20 protein-coding genes and 2 tRNA genes are annotated in these 25111 nt (G+C 64.1%); 10 read left to right on the top strand and 12 right to left on the bottom strand.

The window, feature by feature from the left end; all coding sequences use genetic code 11:
• Positions 1-91: 91 nt before the first annotated feature.
• Both msrB and msrA read left to right on the top strand, forming a co-directional pair.
• Positions 92-541 (top strand): peptide-methionine (R)-S-oxide reductase MsrB, encoded by a 450-nt coding sequence (msrB, locus tag AC2FME_RS11355; protein WP_496683177.1) that lies wholly within the window; start codon positions 92-94, stop codon positions 539-541.
• A complete protein-coding gene (gene msrA, locus AC2FME_RS11350) occupies positions 538-1050 on the top strand; it encodes a peptide-methionine (S)-S-oxide reductase MsrA (RefSeq protein WP_170391424.1) in 513 nt (170 codons plus the stop codon). Before msrB ends, msrA begins: the two co-directional genes overlap by 4 nt.
• Positions 1051-1053: 3 nt before the next feature.
• Here msrA and AC2FME_RS11345 read toward each other — a convergent pair whose 3' ends face one another.
• The 8 genes from AC2FME_RS11345 to AC2FME_RS11310 form a co-directional block, all read right to left on the bottom strand.
• Positions 1054-3057 carry a hydantoinase/oxoprolinase N-terminal domain-containing protein gene (locus tag AC2FME_RS11345; protein WP_496800479.1) on the bottom strand — a complete coding sequence of 668 codons (2004 nt, stop codon included), beginning with the start codon at positions 3055-3057 and terminating at the stop codon, positions 1054-1056.
• Between the two features lie 71 nt (positions 3058-3128).
• The gene (queG, locus tag AC2FME_RS11340) at positions 3129-4166 is read right to left on the bottom strand and encodes a tRNA epoxyqueuosine(34) reductase QueG (protein ID WP_496800478.1); all 1038 of its coding nucleotides are present in this window, start codon (positions 4164-4166) and stop codon (positions 3129-3131) included.
• Between the two features lie 75 nt (positions 4167-4241).
• Complete coding sequence (gene fzlA, locus AC2FME_RS11335) at positions 4242-4907, bottom strand: FtsZ-binding protein FzlA (RefSeq protein ID WP_496683184.1); 666 nt, start codon at positions 4905-4907, stop codon at positions 4242-4244.
• A 58-nt stretch (positions 4908-4965) separates the two neighbouring features.
• A complete protein-coding gene (gene mtgA / locus AC2FME_RS11330; protein ID WP_496800477.1) occupies positions 4966-5706 on the bottom strand; it encodes a monofunctional biosynthetic peptidoglycan transglycosylase in 741 nt (246 codons plus the stop codon).
• Between the two features lie 43 nt (positions 5707-5749).
• Positions 5750-6664 (bottom strand): Hint domain-containing protein, encoded by a 915-nt coding sequence (locus AC2FME_RS11325; protein WP_496800476.1) that lies wholly within the window; start codon positions 6662-6664, stop codon positions 5750-5752.
• Positions 6665-6848: 184 nt separating this feature from the next.
• Positions 6849-11381, bottom strand: coding sequence for a glutamate synthase large subunit (gltB, locus tag AC2FME_RS11320; RefSeq protein ID WP_496800475.1), 4533 nt, complete (start codon positions 11379-11381; stop codon positions 6849-6851).
• On the bottom strand, positions 11378-11815 hold the full coding sequence (locus AC2FME_RS11315; RefSeq protein ID WP_496800474.1) for a GFA family protein: 438 nt from the start codon (positions 11813-11815) through the stop codon (positions 11378-11380). The genes gltB and AC2FME_RS11315 overlap by 4 nt, the downstream gene beginning before the upstream one ends.
• 29 nt (positions 11816-11844) lie before the next feature.
• On the bottom strand, positions 11845-13278 hold the full coding sequence (locus AC2FME_RS11310) for an NAD(P)-dependent oxidoreductase (RefSeq protein WP_496800473.1): 1434 nt from the start codon (positions 13276-13278) through the stop codon (positions 11845-11847).
• 228 nt (positions 13279-13506) lie between these two features.
• Between AC2FME_RS11310 and AC2FME_RS11305 the strand changes: the two genes are divergently transcribed.
• Positions 13507-14310, top strand: coding sequence for an undecaprenyl-diphosphate phosphatase (locus AC2FME_RS11305; RefSeq protein WP_496800472.1), 804 nt, complete (start codon positions 13507-13509; stop codon positions 14308-14310).
• On the opposite strand, the gene AC2FME_RS11300 is transcribed toward AC2FME_RS11305, so the two are convergent.
• Positions 14311-15294: a complex I NDUFA9 subunit family protein gene (locus AC2FME_RS11300; protein WP_496800471.1), complete on the bottom strand. Its 984-nt coding sequence runs from the start codon at positions 15292-15294 to the stop codon at positions 14311-14313.
• A gap of 211 nt (positions 15295-15505) precedes the next feature.
• Between AC2FME_RS11300 and AC2FME_RS11295 the strand changes: the two genes are divergently transcribed.
• Positions 15506-15592 (top strand) — tRNA-Leu (locus AC2FME_RS11295).
• A gap of 421 nt (positions 15593-16013) precedes the next feature.
• Here AC2FME_RS11295 and AC2FME_RS11290 read toward each other — a convergent pair.
• Positions 16014-16090 (bottom strand) — tRNA-Arg (locus AC2FME_RS11290).
• Between the two features lie 114 nt (positions 16091-16204).
• On the opposite strand from AC2FME_RS11290, the gene AC2FME_RS11285 reads away from it, so the two are divergent.
• Positions 16205-17230 (top strand): LacI family DNA-binding transcriptional regulator, encoded by a 1026-nt coding sequence (locus AC2FME_RS11285; RefSeq protein WP_496680977.1) that lies wholly within the window; start codon positions 16205-16207, stop codon positions 17228-17230.
• The gene (locus tag AC2FME_RS11280; RefSeq protein ID WP_496800470.1) at positions 17205-18449 is read left to right on the top strand and encodes a winged helix-turn-helix domain-containing protein; all 1245 of its coding nucleotides are present in this window, start codon (positions 17205-17207) and stop codon (positions 18447-18449) included. The genes AC2FME_RS11285 and AC2FME_RS11280 overlap by 26 nt, the downstream gene beginning before the upstream one ends.
• Before the next feature lie 25 nt (positions 18450-18474).
• On the opposite strand, the gene AC2FME_RS11275 is transcribed toward AC2FME_RS11280, so the two are convergent.
• Positions 18475-19173 (bottom strand): fumarylacetoacetate hydrolase family protein, encoded by a 699-nt coding sequence (locus tag AC2FME_RS11275; protein WP_496800469.1) that lies wholly within the window; start codon positions 19171-19173, stop codon positions 18475-18477.
• A gap of 166 nt (positions 19174-19339) precedes the next feature.
• Here AC2FME_RS11275 and AC2FME_RS11270 point away from each other — a divergent pair, with 166 nt between their 5' ends.
• Positions 19340-20773, top strand: coding sequence for a pyridoxal phosphate-dependent decarboxylase family protein (locus tag AC2FME_RS11270; protein ID WP_496800468.1), 1434 nt, complete (start codon positions 19340-19342; stop codon positions 20771-20773).
• A complete protein-coding gene (locus AC2FME_RS11265) occupies positions 20773-21540 on the top strand; it encodes an HpcH/HpaI aldolase family protein (protein WP_496800467.1) in 768 nt (255 codons plus the stop codon). Before AC2FME_RS11270 ends, AC2FME_RS11265 begins: the two co-directional genes overlap by 1 nt.
• A 7-nt stretch (positions 21541-21547) precedes the next feature.
• Here the strand turns inward: AC2FME_RS11265 and AC2FME_RS11260 are convergent, their stop codons facing one another.
• A complete protein-coding gene (locus AC2FME_RS11260; RefSeq protein ID WP_496680989.1) occupies positions 21548-22690 on the bottom strand; it encodes a DUF3095 domain-containing protein in 1143 nt (380 codons plus the stop codon).
• A 136-nt stretch (positions 22691-22826) separates the two neighbouring features.
• On the opposite strand from AC2FME_RS11260, the gene AC2FME_RS11255 reads away from it, so the two are divergent.
• Positions 22827-23999, top strand: a complete 1173-nt coding sequence (locus tag AC2FME_RS11255; protein WP_496798908.1) for an MFS transporter — start codon at positions 22827-22829, stop codon at positions 23997-23999.
• A 21-nt stretch (positions 24000-24020) separates the two neighbouring features.
• Positions 24021-25052, top strand: a complete 1032-nt coding sequence (locus tag AC2FME_RS11250; RefSeq protein ID WP_496800466.1) for a glycosyltransferase family 4 protein — start codon at positions 24021-24023, stop codon at positions 25050-25052.
• Positions 25053-25111 lie beyond the last annotated feature (59 nt).

Here is a 25111-nt window from a genome sequence, read left to right as displayed (position 1 = left end):
CGCGCGAGCCGGGCAAAACAGGGCTTTGCTTTTGTCGCGGCGCACCCCAATTATCTCGGGAAAGGAATAAAGGAATAACGCCGGAGGACCCATGTCAAAATATACCAAAGATCCATCGGTTGTCGCCGCCCTCTCGCCCGAGGAATTCCACGTCACCCAGCGCAACGGGACCGAACGCCCCGGCACCGGCAAATACCTGCACCACAAGGAACCGGGCATTTATGTGGATGTCGTATCGGGTGAACCTCTGTTCGCCTCGACCCACAAATATGAATCGGGCTGTGGCTGGCCCAGTTTCACCAAACCCATCGTGCATGACCACGTCACCGAGCTTGAGGACCGCTCGCTGGGCATGATCCGGACGGAGGTCCGCTCGAAACACGGCGACAGCCACCTGGGCCATGTGTTTCCCGATGGTCCGCTGGACCAGGGTGGGCTACGCTACTGCATCAACTCCGCCGCGCTGCGGTTCATCCATCGTGACGACATGGAGGCCGAGGGCTATGGCGAATACCTCGATCAAGTGGAGGACCCGAAATGACCGAACAACGCGCCGTTCTGGCCGGAGGCTGCTTCTGGGGCATGCAGGATCTGATCCGCAAGCTGCCCGGCGTTCTGCGCACCCGCGTCGGATATACCGGCGGCGACGTGCCCAACGCGACTTATCGCAACCACGGCACCCATGCCGAAGGGATCGAGATCTGGTTCGACCCCGCGCAGATCACCTATCGCGATCTGCTTGAGTTCTTCTTCCAGATCCACGACCCGACCACCGTGAACCGCCAGGGCAATGACATCGGAATGAGCTATCGCTCGGCCATCTATTACTGCGACGAGACCCAGAAACAGATCGCGCTGGACACGATCGCCGATGTGGATGCCAGCGGGCTGTGGCCCGGCAAGGTCGTGACCGAGGTCGAACCCGTCGGCGATTTCTGGGAGGCCGAGCCCGAGCATCAGGACTACCTTCAGCGTATCCCCAATGGCTATACCTGCCACTTCCCGCGCCCGGACTGGGTTCTGCCCAAACGCAGCAGCGCTGCAGAATAGCGGTCAGCCGACGGCCACCCGCGGGCGGCCGCTGGCTTCGACGGTCAGCATCGCCTCGACAAAGACATCCTTGCCCTCGATCCGGGCGGTGCGGATGTCGCGGTTGACGATCACGCGGACATCCTGGGCACCGGCCTCGCGCACGGCGCTTTCGGTCTCGCGCCGCAGTTCAGCCTCCAGCAGGTCCAGCGCGGGTTCGGGCGTGGGGAAATCCTGCGGCCCGTCGTTCAGATGCACGCGGTACCGGCCTTCGGACGGAGCGGTCACGGTGCCCGCCCGGCGCATGGTCAACCGCCCCACGACGGCCCCGATCGCATTGGCCACCCCGGCATAGTCGGGCAGCACCATTGTACAGCGCAACCGCTCACCGACCGCAGGGTAATAGCTTGGCGCCGAGGCCCCCAGCCCGACCACATCCACGTTCAGCTTCGTATCCAACGCCAGCAGACCGCGATGCCCGCGCAACCCCCGCCGCGTCAGCACATGGCGCGCCAGATCCTCGGGCGGCAGGCCGAACTCCTCAGCCTCTTCCGCAAAAGCAGTCTCTAACAAGGTCAAAATCGTCTGTTCGGTCAACTGATCCACGATCATCCCGGCCAGTTCATCGGCCGAGCCCGCCAGTCGGTCGCCCGACCCCACACGCCGGCGCGCAATCAACTCCAGCGCCTTGCGCGCGGCATCGGCATCCCAATCGGACAGACGCCCCAGAACGTGGCTGGCATCCGACGGCGTCACCCCCGAGACCTGAACGATCCCGCGGTCCACCAGCCGGGTCAAAGCACCGTTTTCCATCCGGGTGCGCAAAAGGGCGCTCAGGGGAAGAACCTTGTCCCCCAGCCGCTCCAGCAGCCCCGCCTCACGCGGACCCAGACCCTCGGCATGGATGCCGGGCACGCGGCGGGCGAAACGGGTGTCGTGCTCGCCCACCGTGGTCGCGCGCAACTGCTCGTCCAGCGCGGCATGGACCACCTCGGGCGCCTGGGCCGCGATCAGAGACACCGGCAGCACCCGGCGCGGACCCAGAAAAACGCCGCCGCGCAGGCCCTCGGTCACCACATGCACCTGGCTGTCACCGCCTAGACCATGAGTGCGCATCGCCACCGCCTCGACCATGGTGCGGAACCCGCCAACCCGGGCGCCCGCCGGGTCGATCGCGGGTTTACCATCGCGGATCAGCGCCACATCGGTCGTCGTCCCTCCGATATCCGAAACCAGCGCGTCCTGAACTCCGGTCAGCCACCGCGCGCCCACGATCGAGGCCGCCGGACCGCTGAGGATGGTCTCGATCGGCCGTTCCCGCGCCTGCTCGGCGCTCATCAAGGCTCCGTCCCCACGCACCACCATCATCGGCGCGTCGATGCCCAGCTCGTGCAGAACATCCTGCGCCCGGCCGATCAAGCGGTTGATCATTCCGATCAGACGCGCGTTCAGCACCGCCGTCACCGCACGTTTCGGCCCGTTCAGCTTGGCCGACAACTGATGCGAGCAGGTCACAGGCGCGCCGGTCTTCTCGGTGATGATCCGCGCAACCTCAAGCTCATGCGCGGGGTTGCGCGTGGCGAACTGGGCCGCGACCGCAAACCCGGAAATCCCGGACTGCTGGTCCAGAAATTCGGTCAACGCCCTTGTATCCAACGGCGCGGCCTCGGCCCCGGCATGGCTGTGCCCGCCCGCGATCACCAGCGCCGGGTCGCCCTTCAGCGCATCGCGCAGCCCATGCCTGTCCAGATCACCATCCCGAAACCCGACATATATCAGCGCAACGCGCCCGCCCTGCCCCTCGACCAGCGCGTTCGTGGCCAGCGTCGTCGACAGCGACGCCATCGAGATCTGGCCGGGTGCGACCTGCGCCCGGTCCAGCACTGCCCGGATCGCCCGCCCGACGCCGATCGCAAGATCTTCGCGCGTGGTCAAGGACTTGGCCGAGGCGATCACCTCTTCCTCGTCCCGGATCAGCACCGCATCGGTGTAGGTTCCACCGGTATCCACGCCCAAAGCCAACGCCATCGGGGTCTCCATCCTGTTCGCAGTCACGGGTGTAGCGGATAGAACCGACGCGTCCAGCCTGTTTGCGGCATTCACGACAGTTGTTCGACCGCCCAGCGCGCCGCGTCGGCCACCGTCGGATCGGGATCCTCGGTCAGCGACTGCGCGACCGGAATCAACTCCGCCGACCCGGAATTGCCGATGGCATACAGAACGTTGCGCACGAACCGGTCGCGCCCAATCCGCTTGATCGGAGACCCCGAGAACTTGTCCCGGAACGCCGCATCGTCCAACCCGGCCAATTCCGCCAGCGGCGGCGCCATCAGGTCTTTGCGCGCGGCATAGCGGATGTCGCTGGCCGCCACCGCGAACTTGTTCCACGGACAAGCGGCCAAGCAATCATCACAGCCATAGATCCGGTTGCCCAGCTTGCCGCGCAGCTTTTGATCCACCGGCCCCTTGTGCTCGATGGTCAGATAGGAAATGCAGCGCCGCGCATCCAACTGATAGGGTGCCGGGAAAGCATCCGTCGGACAGGCATCCAGACAGGCCCGACACGACCCGCAATGATCCACTTCCGGTGGATCCACCGGCAGGTTCAAAGTGGTGAAAACAGACCCTAAAAAGGCCCAATTGCCCCAATCGCGGCTGACCAGATTGGTATGTTTGCCCTGCCACCCCAACCCGGCCGCATGGCCCAGTGCTTTCTCGGGCACCGGCGCGGTATCGACGAACACCTTTACCTCGCCGCCAGCCTCGGCAATCAGCCATCGGGCCAGCCGCTTCAGCCGCTTCTTGACCAGATCGTGGTAATCCCTGTTCTGCGCATAGACCGAGATCGCCCCGCGATCAGGTCGCCCCAGAACCTCGGTCGGATCATGATCCGGCGTGTAACTCTCGGCCAGCATGATGACCGAGCGCGCCTCGGGCCACAGCTTCGCCGGATCCCCCCGCCAATGGGTCCGCTCGGCCATCCAAACCATTTGCCCGTGATAGCCCGCCGCCAGAAAGGCGGCCAACCGCGCAGGCACCTCCGGTACGTCCCACGGGCGGCAGATCCGGCACGACACGAACCCCTCGGCCCGGGCCTGCGCCACCAACCTGTCCTTCAATGCTGTCGCGCTGTTCATCTGGCCCAAAATATCCTCGGGGGTGAATTGACCCAACGGGCCAAGAGGGGGCAGACAGCCCCCTGACCCAACCTATCAGAAATCAAGGTCAGCGTAATGGGCAGGCGGGCGGAATCCCGGTACTTGGTCCGCAAGGATCGATCGGAATGCCGGGCGTGATTTGATCTTGGCGTACCAGTCCTTGACCACCTGGCTGCGGTTCCAGTCCACGTCTGAAATATAGTCCAGCGCCGAAAGGTGCGCCGCAGCTGCAAAATCGGCCAAGGTCATCTGATCCCCCGCCAGCCAGCGCCGCTGATCCAGCAGCCAGGCCATGTAGTCCAGGTGGAACTTGATCGCCCGCGCGCCCTCTTTCACATTCCTGCTGTCCGGATAGCCCTGCCCGGTCATCTTCTTGTTCACCCGTTCGTACAACAGCTTCGACGTCACCTCATGGTGGAACTTGTCGTCGAACCAGTTGACCAGACGGCGCACCTCGTACCGGGCTTCGGGTTTGCGGGGCATCAGGGCGGGGTCCGGGCGGGTTTCCTCGATATATTCACAAATCGCGGTGCTTTCTGCCATGATCCGCCCATCCAGCCGCAGAACCGGGACTTTTCCGGCCGGGTTGCGACGCAGGAAATCCGGATCCTTCTCCCAATATTTCTCGGAGACCAGCTCAACCTCGATCTTCTTTTCGGCCAGCGCCAGACGGACCTTTCGGCAAAACGGGGAAAGGGGAACGTGAAACAAACGCGCCATGAGAGTCCATTCGATCCAGTGAATACCGCTCAGCAATAGCCGCTGAGCGGCAAGGGTTTCAATCCTCGAAACAATCGGCGCGGCCATCTGCGCGGATGGTGGCCGCCCCATCCAGTATCGCGGCGGCCCGCCGGCGGGTATAGACCGACGGGTCCGTCACCGATCGCGCGCGCGGCGCGGGCAGGATCGCGGCCAGGCGGGCGGCCTGCACCGGGCTCAGCTCCGCGGCGCTTACACCGAAATTGCGGCGCGCCGCAGCCTCGACCCCAAATAGCCCCTCACCGGTTTCGGCCACATTCAGATAGACTTCGAGGATCCGCTTCTTGCTCCAGAAAATTTCGACCACCGGGGTCAGCACCGTCTCCATCGCCTTGCGGACCCAGCTGCGCCCCTGCCACAGGAACACGTTCTTCACCACCTGCTGCGTGATGGTCGAGGCGCCGCGGTTGCCGCCATCCTCCAGCGCGTCTCGGATGGCGTTCACGTCGAACCCCCAGTGCAGGCAGAAATTGGCATCCTCGGCCGCCACGGCCGCACGGGCCATGACCGGGGCAATCTCCTCGATCGGCACCCAGTCGCGCTCGACCTTGCCCAGACGGCGCCATTCCGACCAGATCGTGTGGGTGATCGGCGGGTTCACCACCGAATAGATCAACACCAGCGCCAGAAAGACGCCGGCAACCGCCAAAGCGCCACGCACCGCCCATCGCCGGATACGAGGCAGGAGCGTCCAAGTCTTTTTCGGCCGGGTCGCCTGTTTCTTTTTGCCGCTGCTCTTGCGGGCCGCTTTCTTCGCCATGGGTCCGCTATACGCCGCGCAGCCGAATATTGGAACGGCTTTATCAGCCGATCAGCTGCGCATCGCGTGGGCGGATGACCGGGCGCGCGGTCTTCAACATGCCCAGATCCGCACGGTCGAGTTCGGGGAACAGATCGAAAAGCTCGCGGCAGGTATCCCGCTCGGATTGCGACAGGGCATGTCCGGGGTAATAGCTTTCGCTTCTGGCGCCATTTGCTGTCACGATCTCGTGCTGGTCGAACAACAGATGGTAATAGGTGACATCTCCACCCTCGGCTCGGGTCACGCTGGTGCCATTCACAAGGCAATGCGCCGCGATCAGGATCTCGGGATAGCCATAGAAGTACTCGGCCCGCCAGTCGTCGATCAACATTCGGTGCTGCGGCGAAACCAGTGTTTCGCGATCCAGCCCCAGAACACCGGCCGCAAACCGGATCGGTGCGGTCTTTCCGATGGCCGGCACGCAAGTCTTTCCGACCCACAGCAACGGTTTGGCACCGTTGTCGACGGTCAGAACCAGATCGCCGGCGCTCAGGTCCTGAACCGGCGTTGGGCCGTTTGGCGTCTCGATCAACGTATCGCGCGTGAAACAGGGCGGCCCCAGCTCACCGGGCACAGTCAGGGGACCTTGCGAAGAAACGAATGACGTGGACACCAATGTGCCCTGCTGCAGCACCTGCCCATCCGTCGGAGTGAACACGCGGCTGCCATCGGCCAGATAGAAGGTGATGCCGGTGTAAGTCACGTTCCCCGTGCCGGGCACGTTGACCGTGACTGTGTCGCCGGGCCACGAATTGGTGACATCCTGACCGTTGACCGAGTCATTGTCGAACCGGTCGATGTCTCCGTCATCATTCTGATCGATCAGATTGTATTTCTGGACCACCATAACAGTCCCTGCCGCAGGCGGGCTGAAGGGGTCAATGATAAAAAACTGATCGAGATAGGTGGTCGGCATTCCCAAGGCTCCTGCGATTTCTGCGACCTTATCGAACGATTGGCCCGATTTCACGATGATTTTGTGGCGCAATTCGCCCATAACCCCGCCTGCGAGGGCGGTCACCCGGACGTCTGTCCGCATGAAAACAAAGAACCCGCGCGCCGGGCTGCGGCGCGCGGGTCTTGTTCGGGGTCGGCCCGGGTTACTCGGCCGGAACCGCCGTCGCCTCGTGGCTGAGCGGATAGGTCAGCTTGTTCAGCATCTCTTTCGGGCAGATTTGCAGGAAATTGGCCTTTTCCACGTCCCAGTGCTGCAGGATGTCGGCGGCCTTGCGGCTGCCGGTTTCCGTGGCGTGGCGCTCGATCAGCGATTTCAGCTGCATCTCCCAATGCTCGACCGTAACGGGGCAGGTCACCAAGGTTTCCATGTTCATCAGCAGCTGCGCCTTGCCTTCGGGGTCGTACAGATAGGCCATGCCACCCGTCATCCCCGCGCCAAAGTTCGCGCCGATGTCCCCCAAGATCACCGCAACCCCGCCGGTCATGTATTCGCACCCGTTCGAGCCGCAACCCTCGACCACCACCTTGGCCCCCGAGTTGCGCACGGCGAACCGCTCGCCTGCCCGGCCAGCCGCGAACAGGTACCCGTCGGTCGCGCCGTAAAGAACCGTGTTGCCGATGATCGTGTTCCGGTCGGCCTGCAGCGGGCTGACCTGCGGCGGGCGCACGACGATGGTGCCGCCCGACAGGCCCTTGCCCACATAGTCGTTGGCGTCGCCCGACACCTCGAGCTTGAGCCCCGGCGCGGCGAAGGCGCCCAGCGACTGACCGGCCGAGCCCTGGAGTTTCACATGCAGGTGATCGGGCTGGAACGTATTGCGCATTCCGAAATTCTGCACGATGTGGCTGGACACGCGGGTGCCCACCGTCCGGTGCGTGTTCTGCACCGCATAGGACAGCTGCATCTTTTCGCCGTCCTTCAGGAACCGCGCCGCGTCGCGCACGATTTCGGCGTCCAGCGTGTGGGGCACCTCGTTGCGGGGCTTGTCGCGGTCATAGACGATGTTCTGGGCGCCATCGACGGTGATCAGCAGCGGATTCAGGTCCAGATCGTCCAGATGCGCCGACCCGCGGCTGACCTGCGCCAACAGATCCGCACGGCCGATGATCTCGTCCAGCGACCGCGCACCGATGCTGGCCAGAATCTCGCGCACTTCCTGCGCGTAGAAAGTGATCAGGTTCACAACCTTGTCGGCATTGCCGGTGAACTTGGCGCGCAAGCTCTCGTCCTGCGTGCAGACGCCGACGGGGCAGGTGTTCGACTGACACTGGCGCACCATGATGCAGCCCATCGCGATCAGGGCGGCGGTGCCGATGCCGTATTCCTCGGCCCCCATCATCGCCGCCATGACGATGTCGCGCCCGGTGCGCAGGCCGCCATCGGTCCGCAGGGTCACCCGGTCGCGTAGGTTGTTCATCGCCAGAACCTGATGCGCCTCGGTCAAGCCCATTTCCCACGGCAGGCCGGCATATTTGATGCTGGTCGCGGGCGATGCGCCCGTGCCGCCATTGTGGCCCGAGATCAGGATGATGTCGGCCTTGGCCTTGGCCACCCCGGCGGCGATCGTGCCGACGCCCGAGGACGCCACCAGTTTCACAGTCACCTTGCAGCGCGGGTTGATCTGTTTCAGGTCATAGATCAGCTGCGCCAGATCCTCGATCGAGTAGATGTCGTGATGCGGCGGCGGCGAGATCAGGGTCACGCCCTTGGTCGAGTGACGCAGGCGCGCGATCAGATCGGTGACCTTCATGCCGGGCAGCTGGCCGCCCTCGCCGGGCTTGGCGCCCTGGGCCACCTTGATTTCCAACTCTTCGCAGTGGTTGAGGTATTCGGCGGTCACGCCGAACCGGCCCGAGGCCACCTGCTTGATCTTGGCCGAGGGGTTGTCGCCATTCGGCTCGGGCACGAAATGTGCGGGATCTTCCCCACCTTCACCCGAGTCGGATTTCGCGCCGATCCGGTTCATCGCCACGTTCAGCGTCTTGTGCGCCTCGGGCGACAGCGCGCCCAGCGACATGCCCGGCGTGACGAACCGCTTGCGGATCGAGGTGATCGATTCGACCTCTTCGATCGGGATCGGCTTGCCCAGCGGTTTGAAATCCATCAGGTCGCGCAGATGGATCGGCGGGTTCGCCTGCATCTTGGCCGAATACTGCTTCCACAGCTCGTACGAGGCGCGGTTGCAGGCCATCTGCATCATGTGCATCGAGGTCGCTTCCCACGCATGGGTCTCACCGGATTTGCGGGCCTTGTAGAACCCACCGATGGGCAGAACGTCCAGGCCGCTCTCCCAGCCCTTGGCGTGGATTTCCTCGGCCTTGGCCTGAATGCCGGTGACGCCGATACCGGAAATCCGGCTGGTCATGCCGGGGAAATATTCGGCCACCATGGCGCGGCTCAGTCCCACGGCCTCGAAATTCAGGCCGCCGCGATAGGACGAGATCACCGAGATGCCCATCTTGGCCATGATCTTCAGCAGGCCCTGGTCGATCGCCTCGCGGTAACGCGCGACGTTTTCGGTCAGGCTGCCTTCCAGCAACCCGCGTTCGATCCGGTCGGCGAGCGAATCCTCGGCCAGATAGGCGTTGACCACGGTCGCGCCACAGCCGATCAGCACCGCGAAATAATGCGGGTCGATGCATTCCGCCGAGCGTACGTTCAACGAACAGAAGGTCCGCAGACCCTGACGGATCAAGTGCGAATGAACCGCGCTGGTGGCCAAGATCATCGGCATCGCCACTTTGCCGGGGCCGGAATACTGATCGGTCAGAACCAAGTGACCCGCGCCCGAGCGCACGGCCTCCTCCGCCTCGGCGCGGATTCGCGCCAGCGCGGCGCTCAGTGCGCCGGTGCCGGGTTCGAAGGTACAGTCGATCTCGGCCAGCGGCGCATCGAAATTCGCCACCAGTTCTTCCCACTGGGCATTGCCGACAAAGGGGCTTTCCAGCACGATGATCTCGGTCTGGCTGCTGTCCTCGTCCAGCACGTTCTTGAGGTTGCCGAACCGTGTCTTCAGCGACATCACACGGTATTCGCGCAGGCTGTCGATCGGCGGGTTGGTCACCTGGCTGAAATTCTGGCGGAAGAAATGGCTGAGCGGCCGGTACTGTTTGGACAGAACCGCCGAGGGCGTATCGTCGCCCATCGAGGCGATGGCCTCTTTGCCGTCCTCGGCCATAGGGGCAAGGATCTGCTCCAGCTCTTCGACCGTGTAGCCCGCCGCGATCTGGCGCTTGCGCAGCTCTTCACCGGTGAACAGCGGCTTTTCGGCGACCTTCGCCAGCTTTTCGTCCAGATCGTTGATCTTGCTGACCCATTCGCCGAACGGCAGGGCCGCGGCCAGCTTGTCTTTGATCTGCTTGTCGCGATACAGCTTGCCCTTTTTCATATCGACGGCCAGCATCTGGCCCGGACCCAGCGCGCCTTTCTCGACAACGCTGGCCTCGTCGATCGGGACCATGCCCGCCTCGGACCCGGCGATCACCAGACCGTCGCCGGTGACGACATAGCGCATCGGGCGCAGGCCGTTGCGGTCCAGCCCGGCGCAGACCCAGCGGCCATCGGTCATGGCCAGCGCGGCGGGGCCGTCCCACGGCTCCATCACCGAGTTGCAATAGGAATACATGTCGCGCCAGGACTGCGGCAGTTCCACCGCCTGTTTCGACCAGCTTTCCGGCACCAGCATCGTCTTTGCCATCGGGGCCGAGCGGCCCGCGCGCACCAGAACCTCGAACACCGAGTCCAGCGCCGCCGAATCCGACGATCCGCCTGCGATGATCGGCTTGATGTCTTCGGCATAGTCGCCAAAGGTTGCCGAGGCCATGCGGATCTCGTGGCTTTTCATCCAGTTGATGTTGCCCTTCAGCGTGTTGATCTCGCCATTGTGGGCCAGCATGCGGAATGGCTGCGCCAGCCACCATTGCGGGAAGGTGTTGGTGGAATAGCGCTGGTGATAGATCGCAAAGGCCGACTCGAAACGGTCGTCCATCAGGTCGGGGTAGAACACGGCGACCTGCTCGGCCAGCATCATGCCCTTGTAGATGATCGACCGGCAGCTGAGCGAGGCCAGGTACAGACCTGAAATCCCCGCGGCGGCGGCGGCTTTCTCGATCCGGCGGCGGATGACGTACAGCTCGCGCTCGAACGTGTCCTCGTCAACGCCCTTGGAATTCGAGATCAGGATCTGCTCGATCTCGGGCCGGGTCGCGTTGGCCTTTTCGCCCAGGCAGGTGACATCCACCGGTACGTGGCGCCAGCCATAGATGTAGTAACCCATCCGCAGAACTTCGGTTTCCACGATGGTCCGGCAGCGCTCCTGCGCGCCGAAATCGGTGCGTGGCAAGAACACCTGCCCCACAGCGATCAGCTGGTCCATCTTGGGCTCGTGCCCGGTGCGGCGGATCTGGTCATAGAAGAAGGGGGCCGGGATCTGCACATGGATGCCCGCGCCGTCGCCGGTCTTGCCGTCGGCATCCACCGCGCCGCGATGCCAGATCGCCTTGAGCGCATCGATCCCGGCCTCGACCACCTTGCGGCTTTTCTTGCCGTCAACCGAAACCACCAGGCCGACCCCGCACGAGGAATGCTCTTCCTGCTCGGAATAGAGACCGTTTTCGGCCATCCACTTGCGCTTGGCTTCCTCGGCCCGGACCCAATCGGCATCATATTTCGTCATTGGCTGTCTCCTTCTTCCGACGGGGCGTACATGGCCATGACCTCGGCTTCGGTCATCTGGCGGCGTTCACCTGCGAACGCGTATCCCTCGGGCTTCTTGTCGATGTAAAGTTCAAGTTTCAGCGTGTTGCCGGCCGCGTTGTCGAACAGGCCGGCCGCGATCTGTGTCTGGCCGTGCATCTCGCCCGGCAGCGTGATCCGGTACCACAGGGCCGAGCCGCAGTCCTCGCAGAAGGCGCGTTCGGCCCAGTCTGACGAGGTGAAGGTCTTGACCGGCCCCAGCGCCGCATAGCCCGGTTGTGCCGGAAAGGTGACCAGCGCACTGCTGGTCCAGCGGCGGCACATGTCGCAATGGCAGGCGCCCAGCGCGTCGCGGGCGGGGGTCGCGGTCACGGTGACCGCGCCGCACATGCATTGGCCTTGCAATTCGGGCATCCTGTCGCTCCTGTCGCTGGGCTGCGGTGTCACTCGGCCGCAAGCGCGGCCTTGCCGTTGAACCGGTCGATGATGGCCTGCGCGCAGTCACGCCCGTCGCGGATCGCCCAGACCACCAGCGAGGCACCGCGCACGATGTCACCGATGGCATAGACGCCGTCCATCTCGGTCTCGCCGGTCTCGAACGCGGCTTTGACGGTGCCCCAGCGGGTCACGGGCAGGTCGGGCTGGCCGAACAGGGTGGGCAGGTCCTCGGGCTCGAAGCCCAGCGCCTTGATGACCAGATCGGCCTCTTCGACGTAATCCGCGCCTTCGATTACTTCGGGAGTTTGGCGGCCAGTCGCGTCGGGTTGGCCCAGGCGCATCTTCTGCACAATTACACCGTTAACGCGCTCATCGCCCACGAACCCCTTGGGCGCGCTGAGCCATTCGAAGATCACGCCCTCTTCCTCGGCGTTCTGGGTTTCGCGCTGCGAACCTGGCATGTTCGCCCGGTCGCGGCGATACAGACATTTGACCGAGGTCGCGCCCTCGCGGATCGCGGTGCGCACGCAATCCATCGCGGTATCGCCGCCGCCGATCACGACCACCTTCTTGCCCTTGGCGTTCAGGCGGCCGCTGTCATATTCCGGCACCGTGTCACCAAAGCTTTTGCGGTTCGAGGCAGTCAGGAAATCGATCGCCTTTTCGATGCCAGGCAGACCGCTGCCGGGCATGGACAGATCCCGCGACTTGTAGACGCCCGTTGCAATGATCACGGCGTCATGCTTGGCGCGGATCTCGGCGAACTTGGCCGCATCCACGTTGCAGTTCAACTCAAAGGTCACGCCACCCTCGGCCAACAGTTCGTTGCGGCGTTGAACCACGTCCTTTTCCAGTTTGAAGCCCGGAATGCCATACATCAGCAACCCGCCCGCGCGGTCATAGCGATCATAGACCGTGACCTGGATCCCGGCCCGGCGCAGCATGTCCGCCGCCGCCAGACCGCCGGGGCCGCCACCGATGATACCCACGCTTTCGGGGCGCTCGGCGGCTGGCGAGACCGGCTTGACCCAACCTTTGTCCCACGCGGTGTCGGTGATGTATTTTTCGATCGCGCCGATGGTCACCGTTCCGTGGCCGGATTGTTCAATGACGCAGTTGCCCTCGCACAGGCGGTCCTGCGGGCAGATGCGACCGCAGATCTCGGGGAAGGTGTTGGTGGCCTGGCTGGTCTGATAGGCCTCCTCCAGCCGCCCCGTTGCGGTCAGGCGCAACCAGTCGGGGATGTTGTTGTGCAGCGGGCAGTGCGACTGGCAATAGGGCACCCCACACTGGCTGCAACGGCTGGCCTGTTCGGCGGCCTTTTCCGCGGCGAACTCGGCATAGATTTCGTGGAAGTCATCCTTGCGGTCATCAGCAGCACGCTTTTGGGGCATGTCACGATCGATCTGCACAAATTTCAGCATCGGTTGCTTGGCCACGGTCAGACTCCATGAATTGGCTTGGTCGAGTTTCTTTAGGCGACAGCTTTTCGAATGAAAAGTCAACTGTACTGACCTAAATTCAAAAAAATGCTGGAAATGCGCCGTGAGCACCCAGATTTTTTTGTTTTTTATGTCCGATTCGGACCCATCTCGGCGCTTTCCTTTTCATCATGCCAGATATACCCATTGCGGACAAAGAAAACGTGACAGCGGGCAGGTGTGCGGATGAGTCTTTTTCAGCTGATTCTGGTGGCGATCATCCAAGGTATCACCGAGTTTCTACCGATCTCGTCCTCGGGCCACCTGATCTTGCTACCCAGCCTCACCGGGATGGACGATCAGGGCCTGGCCATCGACGTGGCGGTGCATGTGGGCACCTTGGGCGCGGTGGTTCTGTATTTCTGGAGCGACGTTAAGCTGGCCCTTGCAGGCCTGCCCCGTGCGTTGCGCGGACGCATCGACACCCCGCAATCGCGATTGGCCTTGGCCTTGATCGTGGCCACCATCCCGACCGTCATCGTCGGTGCCATCCTGCACCTGACCGGGCTCAGCAGCACGATGCGGTCCGTGGCGGTGATCGGATGGACGATGCTGGGCTTCGGGCTGCTGCTGTACTGGATGGACCAGAAAGGCCCCCAGACCAAAGAGGCCGCCGACTGGGGGTTGCGCGATGCAATGATCTTGGGCCTGTGGCAGGTTCTGGCGCTGATTCCCGGCACCTCGCGGTCGGGGATCTGCATCACCGGCGCGCGCCATCTGGGCTATACCCGCGAGGACGGCGCGCGCATCGCGATGCTGATGTCGATCCCGACGATCCTCGCCTCGGGTGCTCTGCTGTCGCTGGACGTGATCGATCAGGCCGATACCCAACTGGCCAAGGACAGCGCGATTGCCGCCGTGTTCGCCTTCGTCTCGGCCCTGCTGGCGCTAAGCCTGATGATGCGGCTGTTGCGCAGCGTCAGCTTCACGCCCTATGTGATCTATCGCGTGATCCTGGGCGTTGTCCTGCTGAGCATCGCTTACGGCTGATCAGGCCCGCAAGTTTCGGGCCGAGTTCTGGATCTCGTCGTACTGTCCCGACGGGCGGAACTTCCACAGGTATTCCGGCAGCACCGATTCAAGCGTGGCCGGCTCGATCCCCAGATCGGCGAAACCTTTCGCCCCCTCCGACACGACATTGTCGCGGCGCAGATTCTTCAGTTGGTCGCGGGTCAGGATGTTGTTCGGAAACAGCTGGAAGCTGACGAATTTCACGATGTCCAGAACCCCGGCCATGATCCGCCCCACCCAGAACGGCAGGCCGATGATGATACGGCTGCGGTGGATCACCCCAAGCATCTGCTGCATCAGCTCGCGGAAGGTTTTGACCTCGGGGCCGCCCAGCTCGTAGTTCCCCGGCTCGGCCTGCCCCAACACGCCCTTGATCGCGGCCTGCGCCACGTCATCCACATAGACCGGCTGGAACCGGGTGTCGGCACCGAAAATCGGCAGAAACGGCGACATCCGGGTCATTCCCGCGAACCGGTTGAAGAACTGATCCTCGGGCCCGAAGATCACCGAGGGCCGCAGGATGACGGCGTCGGGCATATGGGTAAGAACGCCGGCCTCGCCCTGTGCCTTGGTGCGCGCGTATTCGCTGTCGGAATCGGGATCCGCGCCTATGGCCGAAATATGCACCATCCGCTTGATTCCCTGCTGCGCGGCCAGACGCGCGATCCGCTCGGCCCCTTCGGCCTGCACCGCCTCAAAGCCGTTCTTACCCAGATCGTTCAGAACACCGACGCAGTTCACCACCGCATCCGCGCCCCGCATTGCATTTGCTACCGAAGCGTCGTCGCGGACGTTGCACAGGATCGGCTCGACCTGCCCCACGACGCCATAGGTCTTGACGAAAATGGCCTCGTTCGGGCGCCGAACCGCGACGCGGACGCGCCACCCCTCATTCGCCATGCGCCGCGCGACATAGCGACCGACGAATCCCGATCCACCGAAAATCGTGACCAGTTTGGACATGACAGCGCTCCTACTGTGTGGGTCTTGATGTGATCTAACGTCCGCAAGCGCTGCAAACAAGGCGCAATAACGCCGCGCAAGCGACGAAAACCCCGCATTTGGCCCAGGGGTCCCGAACCGATTTCGGCGGCGGCAAAAAAACTTTCAAAAATCTGTTCGAATCCTGTTGACGCCCCCCGCGACTAGGCTTAAACGCCCCTCCACGACACCTGCCCAGGTGGCGGAATTGGTAGACGCGCTAGCTTCAGGTGCTAGTGTCCGTATGGACGTGGAGGTTCGAGTCCTCTCCTGGGCACCATTCCCCTATAACGAAAAATTTCCCAAAACGCGGTATTGCCGCAAGCTGTCTTGATGTGGCCACACAGGCTTGTTGATCGGGAAATCATTGTTCTATCGGACTGGCGGCTCAAGATGCGCTGGTGATCGAACCGGACACGGGCGGAGCCCTCCGCACCGTCATGGTAGCTGGGGTGGGTCTGAAGGGTTCCGGAGCCTGATTGCCTCCAGTGACGCGATCCGGGGCGACGTGTCAAATCAGGGGGTGACGGGGAGCGGATGGCGAGCAGCTCGAGCGCAAGATGATTCCTCTCAACACATTGTTTTTAATATATATTTCCTGCGGAAAGCCGGCCATCGCACCATCCGGCCAACCACCTTGCGCGCTCTATTTCGTTCTTTTGCGCGGACAGTTGGCTATTTTGACAACATTTTGATTTTTCTGGCGACCCCGGCAGGATTCGAACCTGCAACCTGCCCCTTAGGAGGGGGCTGCTCTATCCAGTTGAGCCACGGGGCCGCGCGGCGCCTTCTCTAGCCGGGTTTTTCCCGCTTGTCATGACCTTTGCACAACAGTTGAACAGATTGCCCCGTTCGCGCTAGCATCGGGGTAAACAACAATGCAGGTATCCCCGTGACAACAGAAACGAAACGCCCGCTTACCCTCCGTGATGTCTCTGAAGCGTCCGGTGTGTCGGAAATGACGGTCAGCCGGGTCCTGCGCAATCGGGGCGATGTGTCCGAGGCCACCCGAACCCGGGTTCTGGCCGCCGCGAAAGAGCTGGGGTACGTGCCCAACAAGATCGCCGGTGCACTGGCCTCGAGCCGGGTGAACCTGGTGGCGGTGATCATCCCGTCGCTGTCGAACATGGTCTTCCCCGAGGTGCTGACCGGCATCAACCAGGTGCTCGAGGATACCGAGCTGCAGCCCGTGGTCGGCGTCACCGACTATCTGCCGGAAAAAGAGGAGAAGGTTCTGTACGAGATGCTCTCGTGGCGTCCCTCGGGCGTGATCATCGCCGGGCTGGAACACACCGAGGCCGCGCGGGCCATGCTGGATTCGGCGGGCATTCCGGTGGTCGAGATCATGGATACGGACGGCAAGCCTGTGGACGCGATGGTGGGCATTTCGCATCGCCGGGCCGGGCGCGAGATGGCGCAGGCGATCCTGAAGGCCGGGTATCAGCATATCGGCTTCATGGGCACCAAGATGCCGTTGGACCACCGCGCGCGCAAACGGTTCGAGGGCTTCACCGAAGTTCTGGGCAAGCACGGAATCGAGATCGAGGACCGAGAGTTCTATTCCGGCGGTTCGGCCCTGGCCAAGGGGCGCGAGATGACAAAGGCCATGCTTGAACGCACCCCGGATCTGGATTTCCTGTATTACTCCAACGACATGATCGGCGCAGGCGGGCTGCTGTACCTGCTTGAGCAAGGTATCGATGTGCCCGGGCAGATCGGTCTGGCCGGATTCAACAACGTTGAGCTGCTGCAGGGTCTGCCGCGCAAGCTGGCGACGATGGATGCCTGCCGATTGGAAATCGGGCGCAAGGCGGCCGAAATCATCGCCGCCAAGCGGGCCGATCCCGACGCCGAGATCGAGACCCGCATCACCCTTACGCCCAAGATCAGCTATGGCGACACGCTCAAGCGGCGCTGAGGCACCCGCGCGACCCCGGCTGGACAACCGAACCGCCCGTGCGTTGTTCATGGACCGCCACGCGCTGGCGGAACAACCCGCAGGTCCGGCCAAGGGGCCCGACCTGCTGCACCTGATCCACCGGCTGGGGTTCGTGCAGCTCGACAGCATCAACACCGTTGCCCGCGCTCATGACATGATCCTGTTCTCGCGCCGCCCGTCCTATCGGCCGAACGACCTCAAGCGCTTGTACGAGCGCGACCGCGGCCTGTTCGAACACTGGACCCACGACGCCGCCGCGATCCCGATGGCGTTCTATCCGCATTGGCATCTGCGCTTCCAGCGCGACGCCGAGATGCTGCGGGCCCGCTGGCGCAACTGGCGGCGCGACGGGTTCGAACAGCAGTTCGAGACCGTGCTGCGGCACATCCGCGACCACGGTCCGGTATGCTCGGCCGATCTGGGTCAGGATGAGAAAAAGAGCTCGGGCGGCTGGTGGGATTGGCACCCCTCGAAAACGGCGCTGGAATACCTGTGGCGCTCGGGCGCGCTGACGGTGGTGGGGCGCCGAGGGTTTCAAAAGCAATACGACCTGACCGAGCGCGTGATCGATGCCCATCTATGCCCCGGCGTGATGGAGTGCGACCATCACGCGACGGTGGACTGGCTGTGCCGCGCGGCGCTCGACCGGTTGGGCTTTGCCACCTCGGGCGAACTGGCCGCCTTTTGGGATACGGTCACCCCTGCCGAGGCGAAAGAGTGGTGCAAACAGGCTCTGACACGGGGTGATCTGCAGGAAATCGAGGTGGAATGTGCCGATGGTCGAATGCGCCGCGTGTTTGCGCGTCCCGATTTGACGGACCGGGCTGCCGACCCTGCCCCCGCGCCGGGGCGGATCCGTGTGCTCAGCCCGTTCGACCCGATGCTGCGCGACCGCAACCGCGCCCAGCGCCTGTTCGGCTTCCACTACCGGATCGAGGTCTTCGTGCCCGAGGCCAAGCGCACCTATGGGTACTACGTCTTTCCGCTGCTCGAGAAAGACCGTCTGATCGGACGGATCGACATGAAGGCCCATCGCGACGAAGGCACCTTGCGGGTCCGCGCCCTGTGGCCCGAGCGCGGGGTCCGGTGGTCGCACGCCCGCACCCGGCGGCTCGAGGCCGAGCTGGACCGGGTGCGCCGGTTTGCCGGGCTGGATCGGGTCGTCTTTGACGCAGACTGGCTTCGCGCGCCTGTTTGAGCAGCTGAAAAACCCTTCTTAGGGTCTATTCCGCCGGCCCGAGGGTTAGGCGGACGGGGTCCAGCCCGTCGATACCGCCGGTCAGCACGTCTCCGGCGACAACCGGGCCGACACCGGCGGGCGTTCCGGTCAGGATCAGGTCGCCGGGCCGCAGGTGATAGAACCGGGACAGGTGCATGACGATCTCGTCGATCTGCCAGATCAGTTCGGACAAGGTGGCGTCCTGCCGGACCTCACCGTTGACGCTCAGATGGATGCGAATGTCATCTGTCGCCGCCCAATCGGCGGCTCGGGTCAGCGGTGCGAAGACCGCGCCGTTTTCCACATCCTTGCCCAGATCCCAGGGGCGCTGCTTGTTGCGCTCGCGGATCTGCAGGTCGCGCCGTGTCATGTCCAGCGCGCAGCAATATCCGAACACGGCATCCCAAGCCTGCTGCGACGTCGCCTGAAACACCGGGCGACCGATGGCCAAGGCCAGTTCCATTTCGTGATGATAATTCTCTGTTCCCGGCGGGTAAGGCACGGTCTGCCCGGTCAGAATGGCGTTCTGCGGGGACTTGGTGAAATAGAACGGCGCCTCACGGTCGACCTCGTTTCCCATCTCGGCCGCATGGGCGGCATAGTTCCGGCCGACGCAAAAGATGCGCCCAACCGGATAGGTGGTATCTTCGCCTGATACAGGGATCGCCAAGGGGTCGGGCAGGGAAAACAGAGGTCGGGTCATGGCGTGTCCGTTTGTGGCCGTTGCCCGCAGCATAGACACCACACCCGGACGTTCAAGCATTCCGGGCAGTGGTGCGCGAGGGGCTGTTCGGAATTTCGATTGACCTGCGCCGCAGCGTGTCCATCACTGTCACGGAAACCACGCACGAAGATCGGAAGGGCGCGCGATGCAATGGAGTGAATTCTCGGACTGGGGCAAGCGGGTGGCCGAATGGGCACAGCATTATCACCAGACCGTCGGCGATCACCCCGTGCGCGCCCGGACCCGGCCGGGCGACGTGCTGAACGCCCTGCCCCCCGCCCCACCCGAAACCGGCGAGCCGATCGAGGGGATATTCGAGGATTTCGAGCGGATCGTGATGCCCGGCATCACTCATTGGCAGCACCCGCGCTTCTTCGCCTATTTCAACTCGAATGCCTCAGCGCCGTCGGTGCTGGCCGAGTTTCTGGCCAGCGCGATCGCCCCGCAATGCATGTTGTGGCAAACCTCGCCCGCGGCGACTGAGATGGAAACCCGGATGATGGACTGGCTGCGGCAGGCGCTGGACCTGCCCGAAGGGTTTGCCGGTGTGATCCAGGATTCGGCCTCTTCGGCTACGCTGGCCGCCGTTCTGACCATGCGGGAAAAGGCGCTGAACTGGCAGGGCAACCGTCAGGGCCTGTTCGGGCAGAAACCCTTGCGCGTCTATTGCTCGTCCGAGGTGCACACATCGGTCGACCGCGCCATCTGGGTCGCCGGGATCGGGCAGGACAACCTGGTGCGCGTCCCGATCAAGGGTGACTGGCGCGGCATGGACCCTGCGGCGCTCGAGGCCACGATCCGGGCCGATCTGGACGCCGGCCTTCACCCCGCGGGGGTGATCCTGTGCGTCGGCGGCACCGGAACCGGCGCGACCGATCCGGTGGATGAGTGCCTGAAAGTCGCGCAGAAATACGGGCTGTATACGCATGTAGATGCGGCCTGGGCCGGGTCGGCGATGATCTGCCCCGAATACCGCCACTATTGGCCGGGGATCGACCGGGCCGACAGCATCGTTTTCAACCCGCACAAATGGTTGGGGGTTCAGTTCGACTGCTGCGCGCATTTCCTGAAAAACCCCGACGATCTGGTGCAGACGCTAGCGATCAGCCCCGAATACCTGAAAACCCATGGCCAGGACGGGATTATCAACTATTCGGAATGGTCGGTGCCGCTGGGCCGCCGGTTCCGGGCGCTGAAACTGTGGTTCGTGATCCGCGCCTACGGGCTGGAAGGGTTGCGCGCGCGGCTGCGCAACCACGTCAACTGGTCGCGCGACCTGCATGACCGGCTGGCGGTCGAGCCGGATTTCCGGATCGTCACCCCGCCCATGTGGTCCCTGTGGACTTTCCGCTATGAGCCACCCGGCACAGCGGATCTGGACGACCTGAACCTGCGGCTGGTCAACGCCATCAACGATGACGGCCGCATCTATCTGACCCAGACCCGAGTCGATGGCGACATCGTCATCCGTTTCCAGGCCGGCCAGTTCGAAACCACCGAGGAGGACGTCCGGATGGCCTTTGACGTTATCACCCAAATCGCCCGCACCTTGCCCACACCCCCGAAGGAGGACAACTGATGCCCGCCCCCAAAAACCCGTTCAAACAGGCTCTGACACAGGGCGAAATGCAGATTGGCTGCTGGATGAGTTTTGCCGAGCCCGTCACCGCCGAAATCATGGGAACCGCCGGGTTCGACTGGCTGGTGATCGATGGCGAACATGCCCCAAACGACATCCGCTCGATCCGCGATCAGCTGATGGCGCTGGCCGGCAGCCGCTCGCACCCGGTGGTGCGGGTGCCCGTGGGCGAGACCTGGCTGATCAAGATGGTGCTGGATGCCGGCGCCCAGACCGTTCTGGTACCGATCGTCGAAAGCGCCGACCAGGCGCGCGAACTGGTGCGTGCCTGCCGCTATCCGCCGACAGGCGCGCGCGGCGTCGGGGCGGCGGCGTCGCGGGCAACGATGTACGGTCAGGTCGGCGACTATGTGCAGACCGCCGATGACGAGATCTGCCTGCTGGTGCAGGTGGAGAACCGGGCTGGCCTGGCCGCGCTGGACGAGATCCTGCAGGTCGAGGGTGTGGATGGTGTGTTCATCGGCCCGGCCGATCTGTCCACCGACATGGGATACAAGGGCGACAGCACCGCGCCCGAGGTCCGCTCGGCCATCGCCGATGCGCTGAAACGGATCCGGGCCGCAGGCAAGGCGCCCGGCATTCTGGGTACCAATGACGAAGCGGTTCAGACCTATCGCGACATGGGCGCGCAGTTTCTGGCGGTCGGCATCGACGTGATGCTTCTGGCGCAGGCGGCGCGCGGGCTGGCCGCGAAGTGGAAGGCCTAGAGCCGGCTCAACCCCGCATCGCGGCGGCAGCCCGTGCATAGCCGCCCGAGGCGCCATCGACGAAATGCACATGATCGTCGCGGGTGGCGGCGGGGACGACGCAGGTCATCATCGCCTCGTGCTGGGAATGGATGCCGTACCGAACCTTGCCGCGCCCGCGCGCATCGTCGAGCAGCCGGGTGATCCGCGACAGGGTCTCGCCGTCGCAATCCAGCGTCATCTTCAACCCGTCATCGAATTTGCGGAAATCCGCATTTCGGCTGACCATGGTCTTGTAGTGGCCCGGCTCAAACTCGCCCAGTCTCTTGCCCGTTTTGAACAACAGCCAGATCAGCAGGTTCTGTACCAGCAGCGCGGCCTTGCGCACCGCCAGGTTGCGCCCCGCGCGCGAGACATGAGCATCGAGCGCCAGCCCCGGCGGCGGCCATTTCATTGGCGGCCCTCCGGCCGGCACGGGATGACCCGCGCGCTCCAGCGCCTCGGCGGCGGACAGGACCGATTGGGCCAAATCGGCAAAATCGCGTTCGGTCGCGCGGGCGGTCGGCTGGATGACCAGCGACACGATCTGCCCGTGCCGCGCCGGGCTGTTGGACCAGCGGCAGGACAGGCCCGTCAGGTCGGGCTGCGCCTCGGGCCCGGCGGGCGGAACCTCGTACCGACCGGCCTTCATCTGCGCCTCGGCCCAGGCCAGCCCGCCGCCGGTGAACATGGCGTAGTCCACCCCTGAGGACGGCGCATGGCGTGCCACCCGCAGGTCGTGCCCTGCCGCGCGCAGGTCGGACACGGGCACCAGGGCCGCGCGCAGGGCGATGTCGAACTCGGCCGCGGCCCAGCTGCGCAGCGCCGCCAGCGTGGCGCGTGCCTTGGATTCGTGTTCGGGCGCGACGGCGAATCCGGCCCCGTCGCCGCCGAATACATACGGGAAATTCTGACCGCCCAGCGCGTTGATCATGCCCGAGATCACCGCCGCACCCACCGTGTTCACGGTTTTGTAGCGGCCACGGGCGATTTCGCCGGTCGAGTCCACGATATCGGCCACGCCAACGATCCAGCCGTCCGGAACCGGCGTGAACCGCGCCGGGTCGGACAGGGCAAGAAAATCGCGCGTGACGGGAATCCGGTCATAGAATCCCAGATCGGCGTCCTTCATCGTCCCTCCCATTACCTCAAGATCATGTTAGCGCAGTCCGTGTGGCTGTCCCGACATTGCAACATATCACACGCGCTTGTGCATGGCATCGGGACGTGCCAAGCATCCTGCCAAAGCGGACGTTAGGGAGACTGACATGCAGGCAGGTTTGGTGATCTTGTGTCTGGCCTATGTCCTCAGCCAGTTCTTCCGCGCGTTCCTTGCGGTTCTGACCGCCGATCTGGCGCGCGACATCGGCGCCACGCCCGAGGACCTGGCCTGGGCCTCGGGCCTGTGGTTTCTGGTCTTTGCGGCCATGCAGATCCCGGTGGGCTGGGCGCTGGACCGGGTTGGCCCGCGGCAGACGGCGGCGGTTCTGCTGCTGATCGGCGGCGCGGGTGGGGCCGCGGTGTTCGCGCTGGCCACGACGCCCCTGCACGTGGCGTTGGCGATGGCGTTGATCGGGGTCGGGTGTTCGCCGGTTCTGATGGCCTCGTATTTCATCTTTGCCCGCGAGTATCCGCCCGCGAAATTCGCGACCCTGGCCGCGGTGATGCTGGGCGTGGGGTCGGTTGGCAACCTCGTAGCTTCGTATCCCACGGCGCTGGCGGTCGAGCTGATGGGGTGGCGCGCGACGCTGGCCGGGCTGGCCGCGATCTCGGGCGCGGTGGCCTTGGGCATCTGGGTGACGGTCAAAGACCCCGCGCGGGTGGTGTCCGAGCAGAAAGGGTCGGTTCTGGACCTGCTGCGCGAGCCAGCTCTGTGGGCGATTTTGCCGTTGATGCTGGTGGCCTATGCGCCCTCGGCCGCGCTGCGGGGGCTGTGGGCCGGCCCCTATCTGCTGGACGTGTTCGGGCTGAGCGCCACCCAGATCGGGCAGGCCACGCTGGTCATGGGCGCCGCGATGATCGCGGGCACCTTTGTCTATGGGCCGCTGGACCGGCTGCTGAACACCCGCAAATGGGTGATCTTCGGCGGCAACGCGCTGGCGGTACTGGCGCTGGGGCTGTTGGGGCTGTGGGTCGCGGACGCCGTCTGGCTGTCGGTTCTGCTGATGTCGCTGATCGGGTTTCTGGGGGCATCCTTCCCGGTGATCATGGCGCATGGGCGCGCCTTCATCCCGGCGCACCTGGTGGGGCGCGGCGTGACCCTGCTGAACCTGTTCGGGATCGGCGGCGTGGGGCTGGCGCAATTCGCCACCGGCCGCATCCATGCGGCGACGGTGGACATGGGACCAACCGCACCCTACACAGCGATATTCGCCTTCTTTGCCGCCACGCTGGCGATCGGCTGCGTGATCTACCTGTTCAGCCGTGACAGCATGGAGTGAGACCCCGCCGGAGCGCATCCCGTGAAAGACCCCGTTGTCCTTGCCCCCAACCTGAAACGCCGCCTGTCGGGCGTGACCGCCACGATCGCACGGCTGGTGCCGTTGCAGGCGCAGTGGATCGACATCGCCGCCACCGGCCCGGGCTTGCCTGAGGACATCCCGCACATCCCGCTGGGCCACCTGCCCTTTCTGTCGCGCAAGACGCTGCGGGTCTGGCACGCCCGCCGCAACACCGAGATGCTGCTGGGCCTGATCCTGCGCGACCTGCTGCGGCTGCGGTTGAAACTGCTGTTCACCAGCGCCTCGCAGCGGGCGCATACAGGCTATACCAAGTGGCTGATCGGCAAGATGGACGCGGTGGTGGCGACCTCGCGCAAGACGGCCGGGTACCTTGAGCGGGACGCGCAGGTGATCATGCACGGGATCAATCTGCAGGATTTCACCCCTCCGCAGGACAAGGCGGCGCTGCGCCAGAAGCTGGGGCTGCCCGACGGGCTGCTGCTGGGCTGCTATGGCCGCATTCGGCACCAGAAGGGCACCGACGCCTTCGTCGATGCTATGATCGACCTGTGCGGGCAAGTCCCCGACGTGCATGGCATCGTTATGGGCCGCGCGACCGAGAAACACGGTGCTTTCCTGACCGAACTGAAGGACAAGGTGGCCCAAGCCGGCCTTTCCGACCGCATCCTGTTCAAGCCCGAGGTCACCGTGGACAAGATCGCCCAATGGTACCAGGTGCTGGACCTGTTCATCGCCCCCCAACGCTGGGAGGGGTTCGGACTGACGCCGCTGGAGGCGATGGCCTGCGGCGTGCCCGTGGTGGCCACAGATGTGGGCGCGTTTTCCGAGATCGTGACCGACCCCGCGTTGGGTCGGGTGGTGCCTCCGGGCGACATTCCGGCGCTGGCCGCAGCCGCGTCCGAGATGCTGACGGACCGTGATTCCCTGGCCCGCGCGGGTCAGGCCGCCCGCGCCCATGTTGAACGGAATTTCGACATCAACGGCGAGGCGCAGGCGCTTGTTGCGCTCTATCGGCGGCTGCTGGCCGGCTGAGGTGCCGCAAAACTGCGTCAAACGGTCAATTCCGCCGCGAAGACCCTTTTTTCTTTTCG

It is taken from the genome of Ruegeria sp. BHSC026 (assembly GCF_059613065.1).
The sequence above is the reverse complement of the archived record's forward strand: the minus strand, read 5'-3'. Positions and strand labels throughout refer to the sequence as shown.

Coding starts and splice junctions, on each gene's coding strand:
- msrB (WP_496683177.1), top strand. CDS start 92: ATGTCAAAATATACCAAAGATCCATCGGTTGTCGCCGCCCTCTCGCCC.
- msrA (WP_170391424.1), top strand. CDS start 538: ATGACCGAACAACGCGCCGTTCTGGCCGGAGGCTGCTTCTGGGGCATG.
- AC2FME_RS11345 (WP_496800479.1), bottom strand. CDS start 3,057: ATGGCGTTGGCTTTGGGCGTGGATACCGGTGGAACCTACACCGATGCG.
- queG (WP_496800478.1), bottom strand. CDS start 4,166: ATGAACAGCGCGACAGCATTGAAGGACAGGTTGGTGGCGCAGGCCCGG.
- fzlA (WP_496683184.1), bottom strand. CDS start 4,907: ATGGCGCGTTTGTTTCACGTTCCCCTTTCCCCGTTTTGCCGAAAGGTC.
- mtgA (WP_496800477.1), bottom strand. CDS start 5,706: ATGGCGAAGAAAGCGGCCCGCAAGAGCAGCGGCAAAAAGAAACAGGCG.
- AC2FME_RS11325 (WP_496800476.1), bottom strand. CDS start 6,664: ATGCCGACCACCTATCTCGATCAGTTTTTTATCATTGACCCCTTCAGC.
- gltB (WP_496800475.1), bottom strand. CDS start 11,381: ATGACGAAATATGATGCCGATTGGGTCCGGGCCGAGGAAGCCAAGCGC.
- AC2FME_RS11315 (WP_496800474.1), bottom strand. CDS start 11,815: ATGCCCGAATTGCAAGGCCAATGCATGTGCGGCGCGGTCACCGTGACC.
- AC2FME_RS11305 (WP_496800472.1), top strand. CDS start 13,507: ATGAGTCTTTTTCAGCTGATTCTGGTGGCGATCATCCAAGGTATCACC.
- AC2FME_RS11300 (WP_496800471.1), bottom strand. CDS start 15,294: ATGTCCAAACTGGTCACGATTTTCGGTGGATCGGGATTCGTCGGTCGC.
- AC2FME_RS11280 (WP_496800470.1), top strand. CDS start 17,205: ATGGCGACACGCTCAAGCGGCGCTGAGGCACCCGCGCGACCCCGGCTG.
- AC2FME_RS11275 (WP_496800469.1), bottom strand. CDS start 19,173: ATGACCCGACCTCTGTTTTCCCTGCCCGACCCCTTGGCGATCCCTGTA.
- AC2FME_RS11270 (WP_496800468.1), top strand. CDS start 19,340: ATGCAATGGAGTGAATTCTCGGACTGGGGCAAGCGGGTGGCCGAATGG.
- AC2FME_RS11265 (WP_496800467.1), top strand. CDS start 20,773: ATGCCCGCCCCCAAAAACCCGTTCAAACAGGCTCTGACACAGGGCGAA.
- AC2FME_RS11260 (WP_496680989.1), bottom strand. CDS start 22,690: ATGAAGGACGCCGATCTGGGATTCTATGACCGGATTCCCGTCACGCGC.
- AC2FME_RS11255 (WP_496798908.1), top strand. CDS start 22,827: ATGCAGGCAGGTTTGGTGATCTTGTGTCTGGCCTATGTCCTCAGCCAG.